The 17433-nt window shown below is 71.0% G+C and carries 16 protein-coding genes; 9 read left to right on the top strand and 7 right to left on the bottom strand.

Annotated elements, in window-relative coordinates; translation table 11 throughout:
• Positions 1-106 precede the first annotated feature (106 nt).
• Positions 107-1765 carry a threonine/serine exporter ThrE family protein gene (locus ACFY0K_RS33850; protein ID WP_390643011.1) on the top strand — a complete coding sequence of 553 codons (1659 nt, stop codon included), beginning with the start codon at positions 107-109 and terminating at the stop codon, positions 1763-1765.
• A gap of 27 nt (positions 1766-1792) precedes the next feature.
• On the opposite strand, the gene ACFY0K_RS33845 is transcribed toward ACFY0K_RS33850, so the two are convergent.
• The gene (locus ACFY0K_RS33845; protein ID WP_390643070.1) at positions 1793-2716 is read right to left on the bottom strand and encodes a DedA family protein; all 924 of its coding nucleotides are present in this window, start codon (positions 2714-2716) and stop codon (positions 1793-1795) included.
• Positions 2717-2871: 155 nt separating this feature from the next.
• Here ACFY0K_RS33845 and ACFY0K_RS33840 point away from each other — a divergent pair, with 155 nt between their 5' ends.
• Entirely contained in the window at positions 2872-3237 is a 366-nt protein-coding gene (locus ACFY0K_RS33840) for a YbjQ family protein (RefSeq protein WP_093508133.1), read from the top strand.
• Positions 3238-3274: 37 nt separating this feature from the next.
• Here ACFY0K_RS33840 and ACFY0K_RS33835 read toward each other — a convergent pair whose 3' ends face one another.
• A complete protein-coding gene (locus ACFY0K_RS33835; RefSeq protein WP_390643010.1) occupies positions 3275-4036 on the bottom strand; it encodes a MerR family transcriptional regulator in 762 nt (253 codons plus the stop codon).
• A gap of 122 nt (positions 4037-4158) precedes the next feature.
• Here ACFY0K_RS33835 and ACFY0K_RS33830 point away from each other — a divergent pair, with 122 nt between their 5' ends.
• Entirely contained in the window at positions 4159-5445 is a 1287-nt protein-coding gene (locus ACFY0K_RS33830) for an ion channel protein (RefSeq protein ID WP_390643009.1), read from the top strand.
• 79 nt (positions 5446-5524) lie between these two features.
• Positions 5525-6934 carry a glutamate decarboxylase gene (locus tag ACFY0K_RS33825; protein ID WP_390643008.1) on the top strand — a complete coding sequence of 470 codons (1410 nt, stop codon included), beginning with the start codon at positions 5525-5527 and terminating at the stop codon, positions 6932-6934.
• Positions 6935-6937: 3 nt separating this feature from the next.
• Here the strand turns inward: ACFY0K_RS33825 and ACFY0K_RS33820 are convergent, their stop codons facing one another.
• From ACFY0K_RS33820 to ACFY0K_RS33810, 3 genes are all read right to left on the bottom strand, one after another.
• Positions 6938-7474 (bottom strand): DinB family protein, encoded by a 537-nt coding sequence (locus ACFY0K_RS33820; protein ID WP_390643007.1) that lies wholly within the window; start codon positions 7472-7474, stop codon positions 6938-6940.
• 122 nt (positions 7475-7596) lie between these two features.
• Positions 7597-9057, bottom strand: a complete 1461-nt coding sequence (locus ACFY0K_RS33815; protein ID WP_382729296.1) for an aldehyde dehydrogenase family protein — start codon at positions 9055-9057, stop codon at positions 7597-7599.
• A 127-nt stretch (positions 9058-9184) separates the two neighbouring features.
• Positions 9185-10009, bottom strand: coding sequence for a helix-turn-helix domain-containing protein (locus ACFY0K_RS33810; protein ID WP_390643069.1), 825 nt, complete (start codon positions 10007-10009; stop codon positions 9185-9187).
• A 333-nt stretch (positions 10010-10342) separates the two neighbouring features.
• Here ACFY0K_RS33810 and ACFY0K_RS33805 point away from each other — a divergent pair, with 333 nt between their 5' ends.
• Positions 10343-10843: an ATP-binding protein gene (locus tag ACFY0K_RS33805; RefSeq protein WP_388718506.1), complete on the top strand. Its 501-nt coding sequence runs from the start codon at positions 10343-10345 to the stop codon at positions 10841-10843.
• Between the two features lie 91 nt (positions 10844-10934).
• On the opposite strand, the gene ACFY0K_RS33800 is transcribed toward ACFY0K_RS33805, so the two are convergent.
• Entirely contained in the window at positions 10935-11204 is a 270-nt protein-coding gene (locus ACFY0K_RS33800; protein WP_177232996.1) for a DUF397 domain-containing protein, read from the bottom strand.
• A gap of 889 nt (positions 11205-12093) precedes the next feature.
• Here ACFY0K_RS33800 and ACFY0K_RS33795 point away from each other — a divergent pair.
• Positions 12094-12618, top strand: a complete 525-nt coding sequence (locus tag ACFY0K_RS33795) for a hypothetical protein (RefSeq protein WP_390643006.1) — start codon at positions 12094-12096, stop codon at positions 12616-12618.
• 165 nt (positions 12619-12783) lie between these two features.
• Positions 12784-13299 carry a DUF4232 domain-containing protein gene (locus ACFY0K_RS33790; protein ID WP_390643005.1) on the top strand — a complete coding sequence of 172 codons (516 nt, stop codon included), beginning with the start codon at positions 12784-12786 and terminating at the stop codon, positions 13297-13299.
• A 279-nt stretch (positions 13300-13578) separates the two neighbouring features.
• On the opposite strand, the gene ACFY0K_RS33785 is transcribed toward ACFY0K_RS33790, so the two are convergent.
• On the bottom strand, positions 13579-14715 hold the full coding sequence (locus tag ACFY0K_RS33785; RefSeq protein ID WP_390643004.1) for a DUF2786 domain-containing protein: 1137 nt from the start codon (positions 14713-14715) through the stop codon (positions 13579-13581).
• 149 nt (positions 14716-14864) lie between these two features.
• Between ACFY0K_RS33785 and ACFY0K_RS33780 the strand changes: the two genes are divergently transcribed.
• Together ACFY0K_RS33780 and ACFY0K_RS33775 are read left to right on the top strand one after the other, a co-directional pair.
• On the top strand, positions 14865-15671 hold the full coding sequence (locus ACFY0K_RS33780) for a Clp protease N-terminal domain-containing protein (protein WP_390643003.1): 807 nt from the start codon (positions 14865-14867) through the stop codon (positions 15669-15671).
• A 66-nt stretch (positions 15672-15737) separates the two neighbouring features.
• Positions 15738-17426 carry a bifunctional 3'-5' exonuclease/DNA polymerase gene (locus tag ACFY0K_RS33775; protein ID WP_390643002.1) on the top strand — a complete coding sequence of 563 codons (1689 nt, stop codon included), beginning with the start codon at positions 15738-15740 and terminating at the stop codon, positions 17424-17426.
• Positions 17427-17433 lie beyond the last annotated feature (7 nt).

The following is a 17433-nucleotide window of genomic DNA, read 5'->3' as shown; positions in this document are numbered from 1 at the left end:
GGGAAACGGGCCGCACGCACGCGTGGGGCCCGTTTTTCGTGTCTGCAGAGTGGTCATGCGCATACTGAGGCTCAGGTGAGGTTGTCGTTCAGGGAGCGTTGCGAAGGTGACGGAGGCGGAGGACCGCAAGCCCAGGTCGGACGAGGCGCGGTACGACCCGGAACTGACGTCCGAGTTCGCCGTCCCTCAGGGCATCGAGGTTCCCGAGGGCGGCGGCGGTGAGCCGGAGACGACGTCCGAGTTCGCGGTACCGGAGGGGCTCGCGGCGCCGCAGCCGGCGGCCGCCGAGCCGGAGGGGTCGGCGTTCAGCCTGCCGAGCACCTACAGCGCCCATGACGCCCCGCCCGTCTTCACGCCCGCCTCCGGGTTCCCCGCGGTCAGCCTCGTCAAGGACGCGCCCTGGCAGGACCGGATGCGCACGATGCTGCGCATGCCGGTGGCCGAGCGGCCGGCCGTGGAGCCGGTGCAGAAGTCCGAGGAGGGCGCCCCCGCCGTCCCGCGTGTGCTCGACCTGACCCTGCGTATCGGGGAGTTGCTGCTGGCGGGCGGTGAGGGCGCGGAGGACGTGGAGGCCGCGATGTTCGCGGTCTGCCGGTCGTACGGGCTGGACCGGTGCGAGCCGGGTGTCACCTTCACGCTGCTGGCGATCTCGTACCAGCCCTCGCTCGTCGACGACCCGGTGACCGCGTCCCGGACGGTGCGGCGGCGCGGGACCGACTACACGCGCCTGTCCGCCGTCTTCCGGCTCGTGGACGACCTCACCGACCCCGAGACCCATGTCTCCCTCGAGGAGGCCTACCGGCGGCTCGCGGAGATCCGCCGCAACCGGCACCCGTACCCCGGCTGGGCGCTGACGGCCGCGAGCGGGCTGCTCGCCGGGGCCGCCTCCGTGCTGGTCGGCGGTGACCTGCTGGTGTTCGTGGCGGCCGCGATCGGTGCCATGCTCGGCGACCGGCTGGCGTGGCTGTGCGCGGGGCGGGGGCTGCCGGAGTTCTACCAGTTCATGATCGCCGCGATGCCGCCGGCCGCGATCGGGGTCGCCTTCTCGCTCGCCCACATCGACGTCGCGGCGTCCGCCGTCGTCACCGGTGGACTCTTCGCGCTGCTGCCCGGACGGGCCCTGGTCGCGGGCGTCCAGGACGGGCTCACCGGCTTCTACATCACCGCCTCCGCTCGCCTGCTGGAGGTCATGTACTTCTTCGTCGGCATCGTCATCGGGGTGCTGACCATCCTGTACTTCGGCGTGAAGCTGGGCGGCCGGCTCAATCCCGACGCGGCGCTGGTCGGCTCCGAACGGCCGCTGCTGCAGATCGCCGCGTCGATGGTGCTGTCGCTGACCTTCGCCGTCCTGCTCCAGCAGGAACGATCCACCGTGCTTGCGGTGACCCTCAACGGCGGTGTCGCGTGGTGCGTCTACGGCGCGATGCACTACGCCGGGGGGATCTCGCCGGTCGCCTCCACGGCGGTGGCGGCAGGCCTGGTGGGGTTGTTCGGGCAGCTGCTCTCGCGATACCGGTTCGCCTCCGCGCTGCCGTACACGACGGCGGCGATCGGCCCGCTGCTGCCGGGGTCGGCGACCTATTTCGGGCTGCTGTCGATGGCTCAGAACGAGGTCGACAAGGGACTGGTGTCGCTGGCCAAGGCGGCGTCGCTCGCCATGGCCATCGCCATCGGGGTCAATCTGGGCTCGGAGATCTCCCGGCTGACCCTTCGGGTGGGGTCGGCCGGTAAGCGGCGCGCCGCGAAGCGGACCAGGGGGTTCTGACGCCCCCGAAAAACAGGGCGTTGCCGCTTACGGAGCCCGGTAGTGGTCCTCGGTGTACGGGTTCTGCTGCTGGCCGTAGGCGTTCTGGTCGTAGTGGGGCTGCTGCTGGTCATAGTACGGCTGCTGCTGGTCGTAGTACGGCTGCTCCTGCTGCCCGTACCCGTACTGCTGCTGGGGCTGCTGCCCGTACTGCTGCTGGGGCTGGGGCTGCTGCCCGTACTGCTGCTGCGGGGTGTACGTCGGCTCGATGCGGCGGAGCTGGGTCGTCGCGTCGTCCATCACCGGAGGTGCCGGGTACTGCTGGACCGGCTCCGGCTGCCGGGCAGCGGCCTTCTTGTCCTTCGCACGGGCCCGCAGGAACTCGATGACGATCGGGACCACCGAGACCAGGACGATCAGGATCAGGATCGCCTCGATGTTGTTCTTGACGAAGTCGATCTTGCCGAGCCAGGAGCCGAGCAGGGTGACGCCGGCGCCCCACAGGACGCCGCCGATGACGTTGAACGTCAGGAACGAGCGGTAGGCCATGCCGCTGACGCCGGCGATGATCGGCGTGAACGTGCGGATCACCGGCACGAAGCGGGCCAGGATCAGGGACTTGGGGCCGTGCTTCTCGAAGAACTCGTGCGCCTTGGTGACGTTCTCCTGCTTGAAGATGCGGGAGTCCGGGCGGTTGAAGAGCGACGGGCCGACCTTCTTGCCGAACATGTAGCCCGCCTGGTCGCCGAGGATCGCGGCGAGGCAGATCAGGGCGATGGCGCCCCAGAGCGGGAAGTTCAGCTGGTTCGAGGTGATCAGCAGGCCGCAGGTGAAGAGGAGTGAGTCACCCGGGAGGAAGAAGCCGATCAGGAGGCCGGACTCGGCGAAGACCACCAGGAGCAGGCCCCAGATGCCGAACGAGTCGAGAAGTTGGTTCGGATCCAGCCAGCTCGGGCCGAGAGCGAGCGTCATCGCGGTTCCGGTCGTCACGGTTCCGGGCTCCTGAGGGGGAAGGCACGTCGGGTTTCTCGTGCGGGCGCACAAACCTATCAACGTAAAGTGTCCGCCCCACGTTCCACCGATGGAACGTGGGTGGACTGTGCCCGGCCCGGGGAATGGCTGTGGACATGGGTATCGAAGAGTACGGCGGCGGTCAGGGACCGCAGGCCGATGTGCTGGTCGTCACCACGAACGACGTGCCCGGGTACCGGGTGCGGGAGGTCGTCGGCGAGGTCTTCGGGCTGACCGTGCGCTCCCGGCACCTGGGCAGTCAGATCGGCGCCGGTCTGAAGTCGATGATCGGCGGCGAGCTGAAGGGGCTGACGAAGACGCTCGTCCAGACCCGCAACCAGGCCATGGAGCGGCTGATCGAGCAGGCACGCGCGCGTGGGGCCAACGCCGTGCTGGCCTTCCGGTTCGACGTGACCGAGGCGGCGGACACGGGGACCGAGGTCTGCGCGTACGGCACGGCCGTCGTCATCGACAGGGAGTAGGTCCGGGCGACCGGCAGGAGGTGGACCCGGGGCCCGGTCAGGCCGTGTGCCGGTCCGCGTTCGCTTCGATCGCCTGCTTCAGGTGCTCGGCCAGGCCCGGGGCCATGGCGTCGTAGAAGGCCCTGAACCGCTCGTCGGAGACGTACATGGCGGCGAGGCAGCGGTGCATCTCGGGCGGGCAGTCGTAGAACCAGGCCGAGATGTGCTGCCGGTGCTCCTCCGCCATGTCCATGGCCCGTTCACCGGCCGGCGGCTCGGCGGCGGTCACCAGGGTGGCGTAACGCGCGCTCCAGTCGTCACTCTCGGCCTTCATGCGCTGCCAGTCGGCCTTGGTGTAGCGGGCCGCGCGGCGCTGGGACTCGGCGTAGGCCGCCGTACCGCCCCAGCGCTGCTCGGCCTCCTCGGCGTACTGCTCGGGGTCCTTGTCCCCGAAGACCTCGAAGCGTTCCTCGGGGGTGAGATCGATGCCCATCCTGCGTGCCTCCATGGCGTGCTCCACGGCCGCGGCCATCTTCTGCAGCTTCTCGATCCGGGCGGTCAGCAGGTCGTGCTGGCGGCGCAGCTGCGCGCGCGGGTCCGCGTCCGGGTCGTCGAGCAGGGCCGCGACCTCGTCGAGCGGGAAGCCGAGCTCCCGGTAGAACAGGATCTTCTGCAGCCGGTCGAGGTCGGCGTCGCCGTAGCGCCGGTGCCCCGCGGTGCTGCGCTCGCCCGGCACCAGCAGGCCGATCTCGTCGTAGTGGTGCAGGGTGCGCACGGTGACGCCGGCGAACCCGGCGGCCTGTCCTACGGAGTAGTTCACTTCCGCTCCTTTCCGTGCTCCACCCTGGGTCCTCACGTCACGTGAGGTGCAAGCCCGTTCCGCGGCCCCCCGCCCGCGAAGTTCAGGATGTTGTGTCCGTTTCGCCCGCTTATCGTGGGCCCGTGGCCCAGGACACCGCGCGGCAGGCGCTCCCCACCCCGCCCTCGGCCCCCGCGCATGCCCTGCTGCCGCTGATCCTGCCCGCTCTCGTCGTCGGCGTCGGCAGCAGCCTGCTGTTCCTGCTGGTGAGCTCGCTGGCCGAACGGCTGCAGCACGTGCTGTGGAACAACCTGCCGGACGCGCTGGGCATCGGACGGTACTCGGTGCCGTGGATGCTGGTGATGCTGACGGCCACCGGAATCGCGGTGGGGCTGGTGGTGTGGCTGGTGCCTGGGCACGCGGGGCCGGATCCGGCCACCCTGGGCCTCGAGGCGGTGGCACTGCCGCCGGCCGTGCTGCCGGGGCTGGTGCTGGCGACCGTGCTGATGCTGGCGGGCGGCCCGAGCCTCGGCCCGGAGAACCCCCTCATCGCCGTCAACGTCGGGCTCGCGCTGTGGCTGGGACGGCTCGCGATGCCCCGGCTGCCGGGCTCGCTGTGGCCCGCGCTGGCCGACGCGGCGACGCTGGGCGCGCTGTTCGGGACGCCGGTGGCGGCGGCCCTGGTGATCTCCGAGGCGCTGGCCGGGAAGCCGCTGAAGGGGGCGCTGTGGGACAACCTCTTCGGGCCGCTGATGGCCGCGGGGGCGGGTTCGATGACGACCGCCCTGGTGGCCCGTCCGACCCTGGACCTCGGTCTGCCCGCGCTCGGCCACCCGCGCTGGCCCGATCTGGCGGCGGCCCTGGTGATCGCGCCCGCGGCCGCGTTGCTCGGCATGTGCGCCGTCCATGCCTTCCCGTCCGTCCACGGCGCCTTCCGGCGTCTCGGGCACCCCATGGTGGCCCTTCCGGCCGGCGGGCTCGTGCTGGGCCTGCTGGGGGCGCTGGGCGGCCATCTGACGCTCTTCAAGGGGCTGGACGAGGTCGAGGAGCTCGCGAAGGACCCGGGGGGCTGGTCGGCGGGACAGTTCGCCGTGATGGCGGTCGTCAAGCTGGCGGCGCTGCTGGTGGCCGCCGCCTGCGGGTTCCGCGGTGGCCGGATCTTTCCGTCGGTGTTCATCGGCGCCGCCCTCGGGCTGTGCGCCCACGCCCTGGTGCCCGCGGTCCAGCCCTCGGTGGGCGTGGCGGCGGGTGTGCTGGGCATGTTGTTGGCGATCACCCGACAGGGCTGGGTGAGCCTGTTCACGGCCGCGGTGCTGGTGGCCTCGGCGAGCGTCGTCGCGCTGCTGTGCATCGCGTCGCTGCCCGCATGGCTGCTGGTGACCGGGCGGCCGAGAATGCAGTTGCGGGCGGACGGTACGGCCCTGCGCTGATCCCGGCGGGTTCCCGCGCGCCGTTCACGTCCTTGTTGATACCGCCCATATCGCTCATGTCGTCCAGGAGGCACTCCGCATGGCGTTGCACAAAGGTCCCCAGAAGCACCAAGAGCGATCCATGTCCGTCAACCCGTTCTTCGGTGAGGCGAACCCGGTGGCCGGCATGACCGAGGCCCCGCCCACGCACCGGCTGCCGGACGGACCGCTGCCGCCCTCGACCGCCTACCAGCTGGTGCACGACGAGCTGATGCTGGACGGCAACGCCCGGCTGAACCTGGCCACTTTCGTCACCACCTGGATGGAGCCCCAGGCCGGGATCCTGATGGCGGAGTGCGACGACAAGAACATGATCGACAAGGACGAGTACCCGCGCACCGCCGAGCTGGAGCGGCGCTGTGTGGCGATGCTCGCCGACCTGTGGAACGCGCCGGATCCGGCGAACACCATCGGCTGTTCGACGACCGGCTCCAGCGAGGCCTGCATGCTGGCCGGGATGGCGCTCAAGCGGCGCTGGATGCAGCGCAACACCGACCGCTATCCGGGCAGCGCCCGGCCGAACCTGATCATGGGCATCAACGTCCAGGTCTGCTGGGAGAAGTTCTGCAACTTCTGGGAGGTGGAGCCGCGGTTCGTGCCCATGGAGGGCGACCGCTACCACCTGGACGCGCAGGCCGCCGCCGACCTCTGCGACGAGAACACCATCGGGGTCGTCGCGATCCTCGGCTCCACCTTCGACGGGTCCTACGAGCCGGTCGCCGACCTCTGCGCGGCGCTCGACGCCCTCCAGGAGCGCACCGGGATCGACGTCCCGGTCCACGTGGACGGCGCGTCCGGCGGGATGGTGGCGCCCTTCCTCGACGAGGACCTGGTGTGGGACTTCCGGCTCCCGCGCGTGGCGTCGATCAACACCTCGGGGCACAAGTACGGGCTGGTCTACCCGGGCGTCGGCTGGGCGCTGTGGCGGGACAAGGAGGCGCTGCCCGAGGAACTGGTCTTCCGGGTCAACTACCTGGGCGGCGACATGCCCACCTTCGCCCTCAACTTCTCCCGCCCCGGTGCCCAGGTGGTCGCGCAGTACTACACCTTCCTGCGCCTGGGCCGGGACGGCTACCGCGCGGTGCAGCAGGCGTCCCGGGACGTGGCGACCGGGCTCGCCGAACGCATCGAGGCGCTCGGCGACTTCCGCCTCCTCACCCGGGGCGACGAGCTGCCCGTGTTCGCGTTCACCACGGCCGACCACGTGACCTCGTACGACGTCTTCGACGTGTCCCGGCGGCTGCGCGAGAACGGCTGGCTGGTGCCCGCGTACACCTTCCCGGCGAACCGGGAGGACCTGTCCGTGCTGCGGGTGGTGTGCCGCAACGGCTTCTCGAAGGACCTGGCGGACCTGTTCGTCGACGACCTGTCCCGGCTGCTGCCCAGCCTGCGCCGGCAGCCGCATCCGCTGACCCGTGACAAGGACGCGGCCACCAGCTTCCATCACTAGGAGCTAGGCGCCCTGTTCCAGCGCCACCAGCTCGAAGGCCGTCTTCCCGTCCAGGGACTCGCGGATGATGTCGGCGTGGCCCGCGTGCCGGGCGGTCTCGCGGATCAGGTGGAGGCAGACCCAGCGCATGGAGACGCTCCCCTTCGGGAACCAGGGGGCCTCGGGGAGCGGGAAGGTGTCGTCGAGGCTCGGGACGGAGCGGATGAACTTCTCCGTCTCGGCCGCGACCTCCTCCCAGTACGCCAGCTGCGAGGCCACCGTCTCGTCGCCGACCAGCTGGAAGGTCTCGTGCCAGTTCGACTGGTCGCGCTGGATCGCCGCGGGCTCCTGCTTGGCGCGGGCGATCCAGCTCTGCTCGACCTCCGCGCAGTGCTTGAGCAGGCCCGCGAGGGACAGTTCGCTCGCGCTCGGCCTGCTCGCGGCCTGCTCGTCGGTCAGGCCGAGCAGCGCCCGGCGGATGCCGCCGCGCTGCTCCTCGAGGAAGGAGAGCAGTGCTCCGCGCTCGTCGCCCTGTGCTTCCGCGGGAACGTGAGTGACCATGACCGGCCGCCTTTCGGGTTGTGCTGACCTGACCCGACCGAAGCTACGGGCCCTTTAGGACAGGTCGCGTCCTAAAGGGCCCGGGGCGCCGAGCTGTTTCAGCGGGCTCGCGGAACCGCCTCTCAGAACGGGAAGCCGCTCCGGCCGTGCTGCACCGAGATCCACTTCAGGGTGGTGAAGGACTCCACGGTCGTCTCGCCGTTCAGGCGGCCGATCCCGGAGTGCTTCTCGCCGCCGAAGGGGACGACGGGCTCGTCGTGGACGGTGCCGTCATTGACGTGGAACATCCCGGTGTCGATCTGCTTGGCGAAGGCCACGCCCCGTTCGACGTTCCCGGTGTGGACCGCGCCGCTGAGGCCGTAGGGGGTGTCGTTGACCAGGCGTACGGCCTCCTCCTCGCCGTCGAACGGGATGAGGAAGGCGACCGGGCCGAAGACCTCCTGGCGGAGCAGGTCGGAGTCGGCGGGGACGCCGGTGAGAACCGAGGGCTCGACCAGGTTGTCGGTGGTCGTGCCGCGCACCAGGGCGGTGGCGCCCTCGGCGACGGCCTGCTCGACGGTGGCCGCGATCGACTCCGCCTGCTGGGAGTTGATCAGCGGGCCGATGACGGTCTCCGGGTCGTTCGGGTCGCCGGTCTTGAGGGTCCTGACCTTGGCGACGAACTTCTCGGTGAACTCGTCCGCGATCGAGCGGTCGACCAGGACGCGGTTGGCGGCCATGCAGACCTGGCCCTGGTGGACGTACCGGCTGAAGACCGCCGCGTCGACCGCGTAGTCGATGTCGGCGTCGTCGAGGACCACGATGGCGCTGTTGCCGCCCAGTTCGAGCACCGAGCGCTTGAAGAGCGAGGCGCAGACGGTGGCCACGTGCCGGCCGACCTTGTCGGAGCCGGTGAAGGAGATGACCTTGGGGACCGGGTGCTCGATGAAGGCGTCGCCGATCTCCGCGATGTCGGTGACGACGACGTTGAGCAGGCCGCCGGGCAGGCCCGCGTCCTCGAAGAGCTTCGCGACCAGGGTGCCGCCGACGATCGGGGTGTTCTGGTGCGGCTTGAGGACCACGGCGTTGCCGAGCGCGAGGGCCGGGGCGACCGACTTGATCGAGAGCAGGAAGGGGAAGTTGAAGGGGCTGATCACGCCCACCACGCCGACCGGCACCCGGTAGACGCGGTTCTCCTTGCCGTCCACCGGGGAGGGCAGGATTCTGCCCTCGGGGCGCAGCGCCCACTGGATCGACTCGCGCAGGAACTCCTTGGCGAGGTGCAGCTCGAAGGCGGCCTTCAGATGCGTGCCGCCGAGCTCGGCGATGATCGCCTCGGTGATCTCCGCCTCGCGCTCCTCGATCAGGCGCAGGGCCTTCTCGAACACGGCACGGCGGGCGTAGGGGTTGGTGGCGGCCCACTGCTTCTGGGCGCGCGCGGCGGCCTGGTAGGCCTGATCTATCTCCTCGACCGCGGCTATGGTGATCGACGCGAGCTTCTCACCGTCGTACGGGTTGAAGTCGATGATGTCCCAGGATCCGGTCCCCTGGCGCCACTCACCGTCGATGTACTGCTGGGCCAGGTCAGTGAAGTACGACGACATGTGATCCCCAAATCACTAGCGGCCATGATCAACATCACGGTCTGATCACACGTCATCGTACTTGTGTGACACGCCAGTTGGGGACGGAGAGCGAACTTCTGGGGAGAGCCTCGGGAGAGGGGCCGGCCTACGAGAGCTGGAGCAGCCCGCGCAGCAGGTCCCGGCTCTCGTCCGGTCCCGGGCTGTCCTGCTGGAGTTCCTTGAGCGCCTGCTCGTACTGGGCGACGTCCTCGCGCTTGTCGAGGTAGAGGGCGCTGGTGAGCTGCTCCAGGTAGACCACGTCGGACAGGTCCGACTCGGGGAAGCTCAGGATGGTGAACGAACCGCCCTCCCCCGAGTGCCCGCCGAAGCTGAACGGCATGATCTGCAGCCGTACGTTGGGCCGTTCGGAGATCTCGACGAGGTGCTGGAGCTGGCCGCGCATCACCTCGCGGTCGCCGTAGGGGCGGCGCAGGGCGGCCTCGTCGAGAACGATGTGGAAGTCGGGGGCGTTTTCGGCCACCAGGTACTTCTGCCGCTCCAGGCGCAGCGTGACGCGCCGTTCTACGTCGGCCTCGCTGGCCCCCCGCATACCGCGCCGCACCACCGCGCGCGCGTACTCCTCGGTCTGCAGCAGGCCGTGGATGAACTGCACCTCGTAGGCGCGGATCAGGTGTGCCGCGCCCTCCAGGCCGACATAGGTGGGGAACCAGGTGGGCAGGACGTCGGAGTAACTGTGCCACCAGCCGGCCACGTTGGCCTCCCGGGCGAGGGAGAGCAGCTGTTGGCGCTCGGCCTCGTCGGTGATGCCGTACAGCGTCAGCAGGTCTTCCACGTCCCTGGTCTTGAAGCTCACCCGGCCCAGCTCCATGCGACTGATCTTCGACTCGGAAGCGCGGATCGAGTACCCCGCGGCCTCGCGAGTGATCCCCCGGGCCTCGCGCAGCCGCCTGAGTTGCGAGCCGAGCAGCATTCGCCGCACCACCGATCCGGGCTCTCCCGCGCTCACGTTCGCCAGCCTCCCCAACCGTCTTCAGGGCCCGCAGTCTGCCACTAAAACACTTCGAGCAGTACTCGTCCGGTTACGGAAACGGCAAGCGGCCAAAGTTTAAGCACAGGAACTTGCAAGCAGGTAGTAAGCCAAGCGCAGCAAGTTGGCGGAAAAAATGGCCAACAAGCGGTACGGGAGGGTCCAATTCGGTCGCGTGCACGTGCATCTGCCCTTGCATCTGCTGTACGCATCCGAAACCATGGTCCCGCGCCACCGCTGCATCGCAACGACCGCGAATTCCCGGGAGTGCCTCGCATGGGGACGAATGGATCGACCATGCTCAAGCCATTACGGCAGGGCCTTCCGCCGCTTGATCCCGCGGCCGTGTCCAACGCCGCCTCCTGCGCCCTGCCCGCCCGCCTCGAAGCGGTGCGCGAGGCCCGGCTGTTCACCCGCAGAACGCTCGGCCAGTGGGACGTCGGCGACCGCTTCGACGACATCTGTCTCGTCGTCTCGGAACTCGTCACCAACGCCCTGCGGCACGCGGTGCCCGGTGAGACCGACTGCCTCGCCCCGCCCCAGGCGCCGGCGGTGCGGCTGCACCTGATGCGGTGGACCGGACGGCTGGTGTGCGCGGTGCGCGACCCCAGCCACGAGACGCCCGTCCCGCGCGACTCCGACGACTTCTCCGCGGAGTCCGGCCGCGGGCTGTTCCTGGTCGACTCGTTCAGCGACGGCTGGGGCTGGCACCCGCTGGCGGGCACCCTCAGGGGCAAGGTCGTGTGGGCGCTGTTCCGGCTGCAGCCCGTCGAATGACGGACCCGGCGTCTTCGGACGCCGGGTTTCTACGCGCGTTACCCGCGCGTTGTGCACCGAACGCACCGGGTTGCCCCGGATGCGGCCGCCGTCAGCTCGTGATCAGGTGGTCGAACTCGCCGTCCTTGACGCCGAGCAGCATCGCCTCGATCTCGGCACGCGTGTAGACGAGCGCGGGCCCGTCCGGGAAGCGCGAGTTGCGGACCGCCACGTCGCCGCCCGGCAGCCGGGCGAACTCCACGCAGGAACCCTGCGAGTTGCTGTGCCTGCTCTTCTGCCAGGCCACTCCGTCCAGCTGCGTGGCAGCCATGCCGTTGTACACGTCAAACCCCCCGTACACGCCGTCAACGTCGAGGTCCACAGGTCGCTCCCCGGTGGTGCACTAACTGGCTGATGTGACCATTGATGCAGCGGTCAACTGACCCGGATCATAACCTTGTTCACGTGCAGATGCATGAGCAGATGCACGTGCACGAGGGGTGTTCCTGCGGTTACAGCTTTGACGTCCGCTTTACTCAACCCGTTCCAGCGTCTGCCCCAGACTCCGCAGGACATGCGACCGCCAGCCCCCGTCCATGATCGCGCGCCGCCATCTGCGCGGGATCGCCCGGATCGAATCCTTCATGCACTAAGAAAAGACGCTTCTCCCGGCCCTGGTGTTCCAGTGCGTGTGTGACGGTCCGGTGAGCAAGTTCGGCCGGATCGGAACCGGACCACCGGAGGGACGCCGTCCGCCACCTGCCGTAGACGAGGACGGGCACATCGACGACACCGGGGAAGCGGCACGACCGAGGCCGGTGCACGGTCGTACGACTGCCCGCGCACGGCCTCATCGACGGTTTCGGAGGACCATGACGATCTTCCGGAGGACCGGACGATCTGTCGCGTGGTCCCGTACGCCGGCAGTGCCATCTTCCGCGCGTTCCTGATCCGCCTTGGCCGGCAGCCGCTGCTGCCGGGCGGAGACGCGGGTGACGCGCCGGCTGCGGATCCTGCTGAATCTGCGGGACCAGGCCCACAGCGGATACCTACCCGGCGTACGCAAGTCCTCCTGGTGAGTGCTGGTAACTTGCCGCTGTCGTCCGGGCGGCCGGGCGGCCGACCCCCTAGAACCCGGGAGCGTTGCGGTGACCACGGCTACGGCGAGTACGACTACGACGCGTATGGAGACGGCGGGCATGGAGACGGCGACGGCTTCGGTCCCGCCCGCGGCTGTGGGGCGGAACGTTGCGGGGCGGACCGCTTCGGCGGTGGCGGCTGGAGCCGGCTCGCGGCCGCCGGCGGCCCGGCGGCGGGCTCGGCGGATCGTGGCCGCCGCAGCGGGGCTGGCGGGTGCGCTCGCGCTGACCGCGTGCAGCGGGGGCGGCGGGTCCGGCGGCGACCCCTCGGCCACCCCGTCCGGCACGTCGTCCGCCGGCGCCACCGCCACGGGCGGTTCGGACGGCTCCACGGCCTCCTCCGACGCGCTGCAGGGCAGCTGGATCACCACGAGCGGCGGCAAGATCGTCGCGCTGGTCGTCACCGGCAAGGAGGCCGGGCTCTTCGAGACCGGCGGGGCCGTGTGCACCGGGTCCGCCGGTGAGGAGGCCGGGATGCGGATGATCCATCTCACCTGCACGGACGGCAGCAAGGACCGGGTCACCGGAATGGTGGACGCGGTCAGCAAGAGCGGCATGAAGGTCACCTGGTCCGGAAAATCGGGCGAGGAGACCTACACCAAGGCCGAGGGCGGCAAGCTGCCTTCGGGGCTGCCGAAGGCGGGCCTCGGGCAATAGGGCCCGGAAGTGCCGTTTCCGACCGGTGCTCGGCGTGTTCGCGGTGGGCCGGAGCGGCGGCGGGGGCACGCCGGGAAGCGGTCGGAAGTGGGGGTGGGCGCGCGGGGCCCGGGCTGGGGCGTGATGATGCTGGGACACCGTCACGACCTCGATGGGGATCTGCACATGCGCGCCATTCCGCTCACCGTCACCGCCGTCGCCGCCGCCCTGGCCCTGACCGCCTGCAATGGCAGCGGTTCCAGCTCCAGCGGCAAGAACAGCTCGGCCTGCGAGATCGGCAAGGTCTCCGTCCAGGTCGGCTCCGCGAGCGTGGCGCCCGCCGCGGGGGACACCGGCGAGGTGCCGGTGAGCATCACCAACCAGAGCGCGCCGTGCACGCTGGACGGCTTCGCCGGCGTCACGCTGAAGGCGGGCGGTACGTCGGCGGCGGTCGGCACGCAGGCGGGTGCGAAGAGCGTGCAGCTCAAGCTCGCCAAGGGCGACTCCGCGACGTTCTCCATCAGCTACGTGCGCGGCAAGGACGGCGACAAGGCGAGCCTCGCGGCCACGTCTCTGACGGTGTCCCTGCCGGGGGGCGACGCGACGGAGAGCTTCCCGTGGAAGTACGGGGCGGTGGCGGGCAAGGGGACGGCGGAGAAGCCGAACGCCTCGGTGGGGGCGTTTCAGCAGGCGGGTGACTGAATCGGGGCGGTGCGGTCGCGTTTCGGCCGACCGGTGGGTGGGGGGTTCCCGCGCCCCTGACGGGGCCCCGCGCCGTGGTCCCGTGCCGCGCCGTGGGGGTTCCCGCGCAGTTCCCCGCGCCCCTGACGGGGCACTCACGGTCGTGCTTCGGCCCACCGCCGGTGGGGGTGGCTCGCGCAGTTCCCCGCGCCCCTGACGGGGGCCCGCGCCGTGGTTCCGTGCCGCGCCGTGGGGGTTCTCGCGCGATTCCCCGCGCCCCTGACGGGGGCGTGTTGTGGGTCAGGGGAGTTGGGTGTGGGAGTGGACCTGGGCCTGGTCGGCTGCTTTTGTGCCCTCTGTCCAGCCGGCTTCGTCGGTTATGCCGCGCAGGCGGGTCGTGGTGGTTTCCGGGAACATCTGGGCCATGCGGTCGGTGACGGCCAGCTCCCTCGTGGCCAGGACCGGGAGCAGGTCCCGGGACGGCTCGGTGTCCGCCAGGGCCGACCGGGCCGCTGCCCTGAGGCGGTCGCCGACCCGGTGGGCGTAGGCCGCCAGGAAGGACTGGCGGAAGGTCTTCGTACGCTTGCGGCCGCCCGCCCGCTGCGCCGCCTCCGCCTTGGCCATCGCGTGCGTGGCCTGCACCAGCAGCGAGGTGTGGAGCAGCTCCACCACTTCCAGGTCCGCCTCGAAGCCGACGACCGTGGAGAAGGCCAGCGGCTCGTTCCACACCGCGCGGCAGTGGTTTGCCGTGGCCACCGCGTCCAGCAGCACCGCCTTGGCCTGCTCGTACGGCGGCTCGACGCCGATCCGGCAGGCACCCGGCGCGTCCGGCGCCGGCGCCCCCGCGGCGAGCAGCGCCTCGTCCACGCTGTGCCGGGCCATCAGTTCCTGCGCCTTGGCGCTGAGCGCCTCCGCCTCCTCCGGAAAGCCGGTCGCCTCCGCCTTGGCGAGCAGCGCGCGGATCCGGGTGAGCATGCGGGACTCCGGGCGGTGCCCGGTCGCGGTGGGCCGGGGCTCTTCCAGGGGCTCCAGGGCGGGCAGCCGCAGCAGCAGGCGGTAAAGCTCCAGGACCGCGGTGGCGTGCGAGAAACGGTCACCCACGCGTGCGTGGCCGTCCGCCTGCGGCAAAGCGTCGAGCTGCGCCCGCCAGCGGGGGCCGCGCGGCCGGTCGTCCGGTGCCTGCGCTCGGATCAGCCCGGCGGCGAGCCTGACGTGCGGGTCGTCCAGCTCGCGCCGCACCAGCCGTACGACATCGGCGGGCTGCCAGCCGCGCCGCCAGGCGGCGGCGGCGAACTCCCGGCCCCGACGCGCGAGTTCCGCGTCGGCGCCGGAGTCGGCCGCGAGGAGGGACGCGCCCGTGTCGAGGCCGGTGTCGGTGTCGTCGTACAGGGCGCTCTGAAAAGCTCGGTCGACGGTGCTGGGCTGGCTGCTGGTCACGTGTCGATCGTGCCATGCGGCCACGACAGCGGGCGGTGGCCGTCCACACCCTGTGGACAACGCTCCGATCCCCCGTCGCGGGGCGCCGCCCGACGATGCGGTGTCAACCGAGGGTTGACACGCTGAGGGTGTCAACCTACGGTTGACACATGGCTACCGACCCGAACATCACGGCATCCGTACGCCTCGACGACCTCATCGCGGCGATCAAGAAGGTTCACCCCGAACCCCTCGACCAGCTCCAGGACGCGGTGATCGCCGCCGACCACCTGGGCGACGTGGCCGACCACCTGATCGGCCACTTCGTCGACCAGGCCCGGCGCTCGGGCGCGTCCTGGTCCGACATCGGCAAGAGCATGGGCGTGACCCGGCAGGCGGCACAGAAGCGCTTCGTACCCAAGGAGTCCGCCGCCCTCGACCCCGGTCAGGGCTTCGACCGCTACACCCCGCGCGCACGGAACGTGGTGATGGCGGCCCACAACGAGGCGGTCGCGGCCCGCAACTCCGAGGGCCGCCCCGAGCACCTGGTCCTCGGCCTGCTGGCCGAACCGGACGGCATCGCGGCGAAGGCGATCCTCGCGCAAGGCGTCCTGCTCGACACCGTGCGCCAGGCGGCGACGGCCGCGCTGCCGCCGGCCTCGGACGACGCCCCCGACCTCGTCCCCTACGGCCCGGAGGCCAAGAAGGCCCTCGAACTCACCTTCCGCGAGGCGCTCCGCCTCGGCCACAACTACATCGGCACCGAACACCTGCTGCTGGCCCTCCTGGAACACGAGAACGGCGACGGCGTCCTCAGCGGACTGGGCATCACCAAACCGGCGACCGAGGAGTACATGACCAAGGTGCTGTCGCTGCTGCTGGAGCAGAAGAACGCGGCGGCCGAGGCAGCGGGCGCGGCGGAGGCCGCGGGCGACTCGGACGGAGAGGGGACCGGGGCAGGCACGGGGGCGGGCTGAAGGCCCGCCGCAACGGCGAATCCGCAGCTCACAGCGATTGTCAGTGGTGGATGCCACACTCGCAGCATGACCGACCGGTGGGCTCTCGCTCCGGCCGAGGACGGTGGCGTGGACGTCGCCCCCCTCGGTCCGGACGGGCTGCCCGCCGGGCCGGTGCGGCGGGAGCCCGATCTCGCCGGGGCGGTCAGGGGCCGCCCGGAGGTGACGCGCTGGGTGTGGCGGTCGACCGCCGAGGTCTACCCGCGTCTGCTCGCCACGGGGGTGCGAGTGGAGCGGTGCTACGACATCGAGGACGCCGAGACACTTCTGCTGGGCCACGAGGGACGCTCCGGCGAGCCGCATTCGGCCGCCGCCGCCCTGGCCCGCCTCCGCGGCGGCCCCGTACCGCCCGACCCGCCGCAGCGCGCCGCCGAACCGGGCGCGCAGTCCCCGCTGTTCGAGCCGCAGGGCGCCGCCCGCCTGACGCTCGACGAGCTCCTCGCGGTCTACGCCGAGCAGCAGCGCCGGCACGACCGGGCCGAACACCCGGACCGGATGCGGCTGCTGACCGCCGCCGAGTCGGCCGGGATGCTGATCGCCGCCGAGATGAACCGCGCGGGCCTGCCCTGGAGCGCCGAGGTCCACCGCGAGCTGCTGCGCGAACTGCTCGGCGAGCGGTACGCGGGCGGCGGCGAGCCGCGCCGGCTGGCCGAGCTGGCAGACGACGTGTCGGCCGCGTTCGGCAGGCGGGTGCGCCCGGACCTGCCGGCCGACGTGGTCAAGGCCTTCGCCCAGGCCGGGATCAAGGTGAAGTCCACCCGGCGTTGGGAGCTCTCCGGCATCGATCATCCGGCCGTGAAACCGCTCCTCGAATACAAGAAGCTGTACCGCATCTGGGTGGCGCACGGCTGGACCTGGCTCCAGGACTGGGTGCGCGACGGCCGCTTCCGGCCCGAGTTCCACGCGGGCGGCACGGTCACCGGGCGCTGGGTGACCAACGGCGGGGGCGCACTGCAGATCCCCAAGGTGATCCGGCGGGCCGCGGTCGCCGACCCCGGCTGGCGGCTGGTCGTGGCCGACGCCGACCAGATGGAACCCCGCGTGCTGGCGGCGATCTCCCGCGACCCCGGGCTGATGGAGGTCGCCGGGCGGGAGACCGACCTCTACCAGTCCGTCTCCGACCGCGCCTTCTCCGGCGACCGCGCCCAGGCCAAGCTCGCCGTCCTCGGCGCGGTCTACGGCCAGACCTCGGGCGACGGGCTGAAGAACCTGGCCGCGCTCAGACGCCGCTTCCCCAAGGCGGTCGCCTACGTCGACGAGGCGGCGCGGGCCGGCGAGGAGGGGCGGCTGGTGCGCACCTGGCTGGGCCGGACCTGCCCGCCGGCGACCGGTGCGGGCGACGGCACCGAGGAGGCGGGGATGCCCCAGGAGGAGCCGGAGGAGCAGGCGGCCGAGGGCTGGGTGCCGGGCTACGCCTCCAGCAACTCCCGGGCCAGAGGCCGCTTCGCACGCAACTTCGTGGTCCAGGGCAGCGCCGCCGACTGGGCCCTGCTGATGCTCGCGGCGCTGCGCCGGACCTGCGCGGACCTGGCGGCCGAGCTGGTCTTCTTCCAGCACGACGAGGTGATCGTGCACTGCCCCGAGGAGGAGACCGACACGGTCGTGGCGGCGATACGGGAGGCGGCCGACCTGGCCGGACGGCTGACGTTCGGGCAGACGCCGGTACGGTTCCCGTTCACGACGGCGGTGGTGGAGTGCTATGCCGACGCGAAGTGACCGGTCC

Source organism: Streptomyces sp. NPDC001507, assembly GCF_042894765.1.
GTDB lineage: Bacteria > Actinomycetota > Actinomycetes > Streptomycetales > Streptomycetaceae > Streptomyces.
This window is presented reverse-complemented; position numbering and strand designations above follow the sequence as displayed.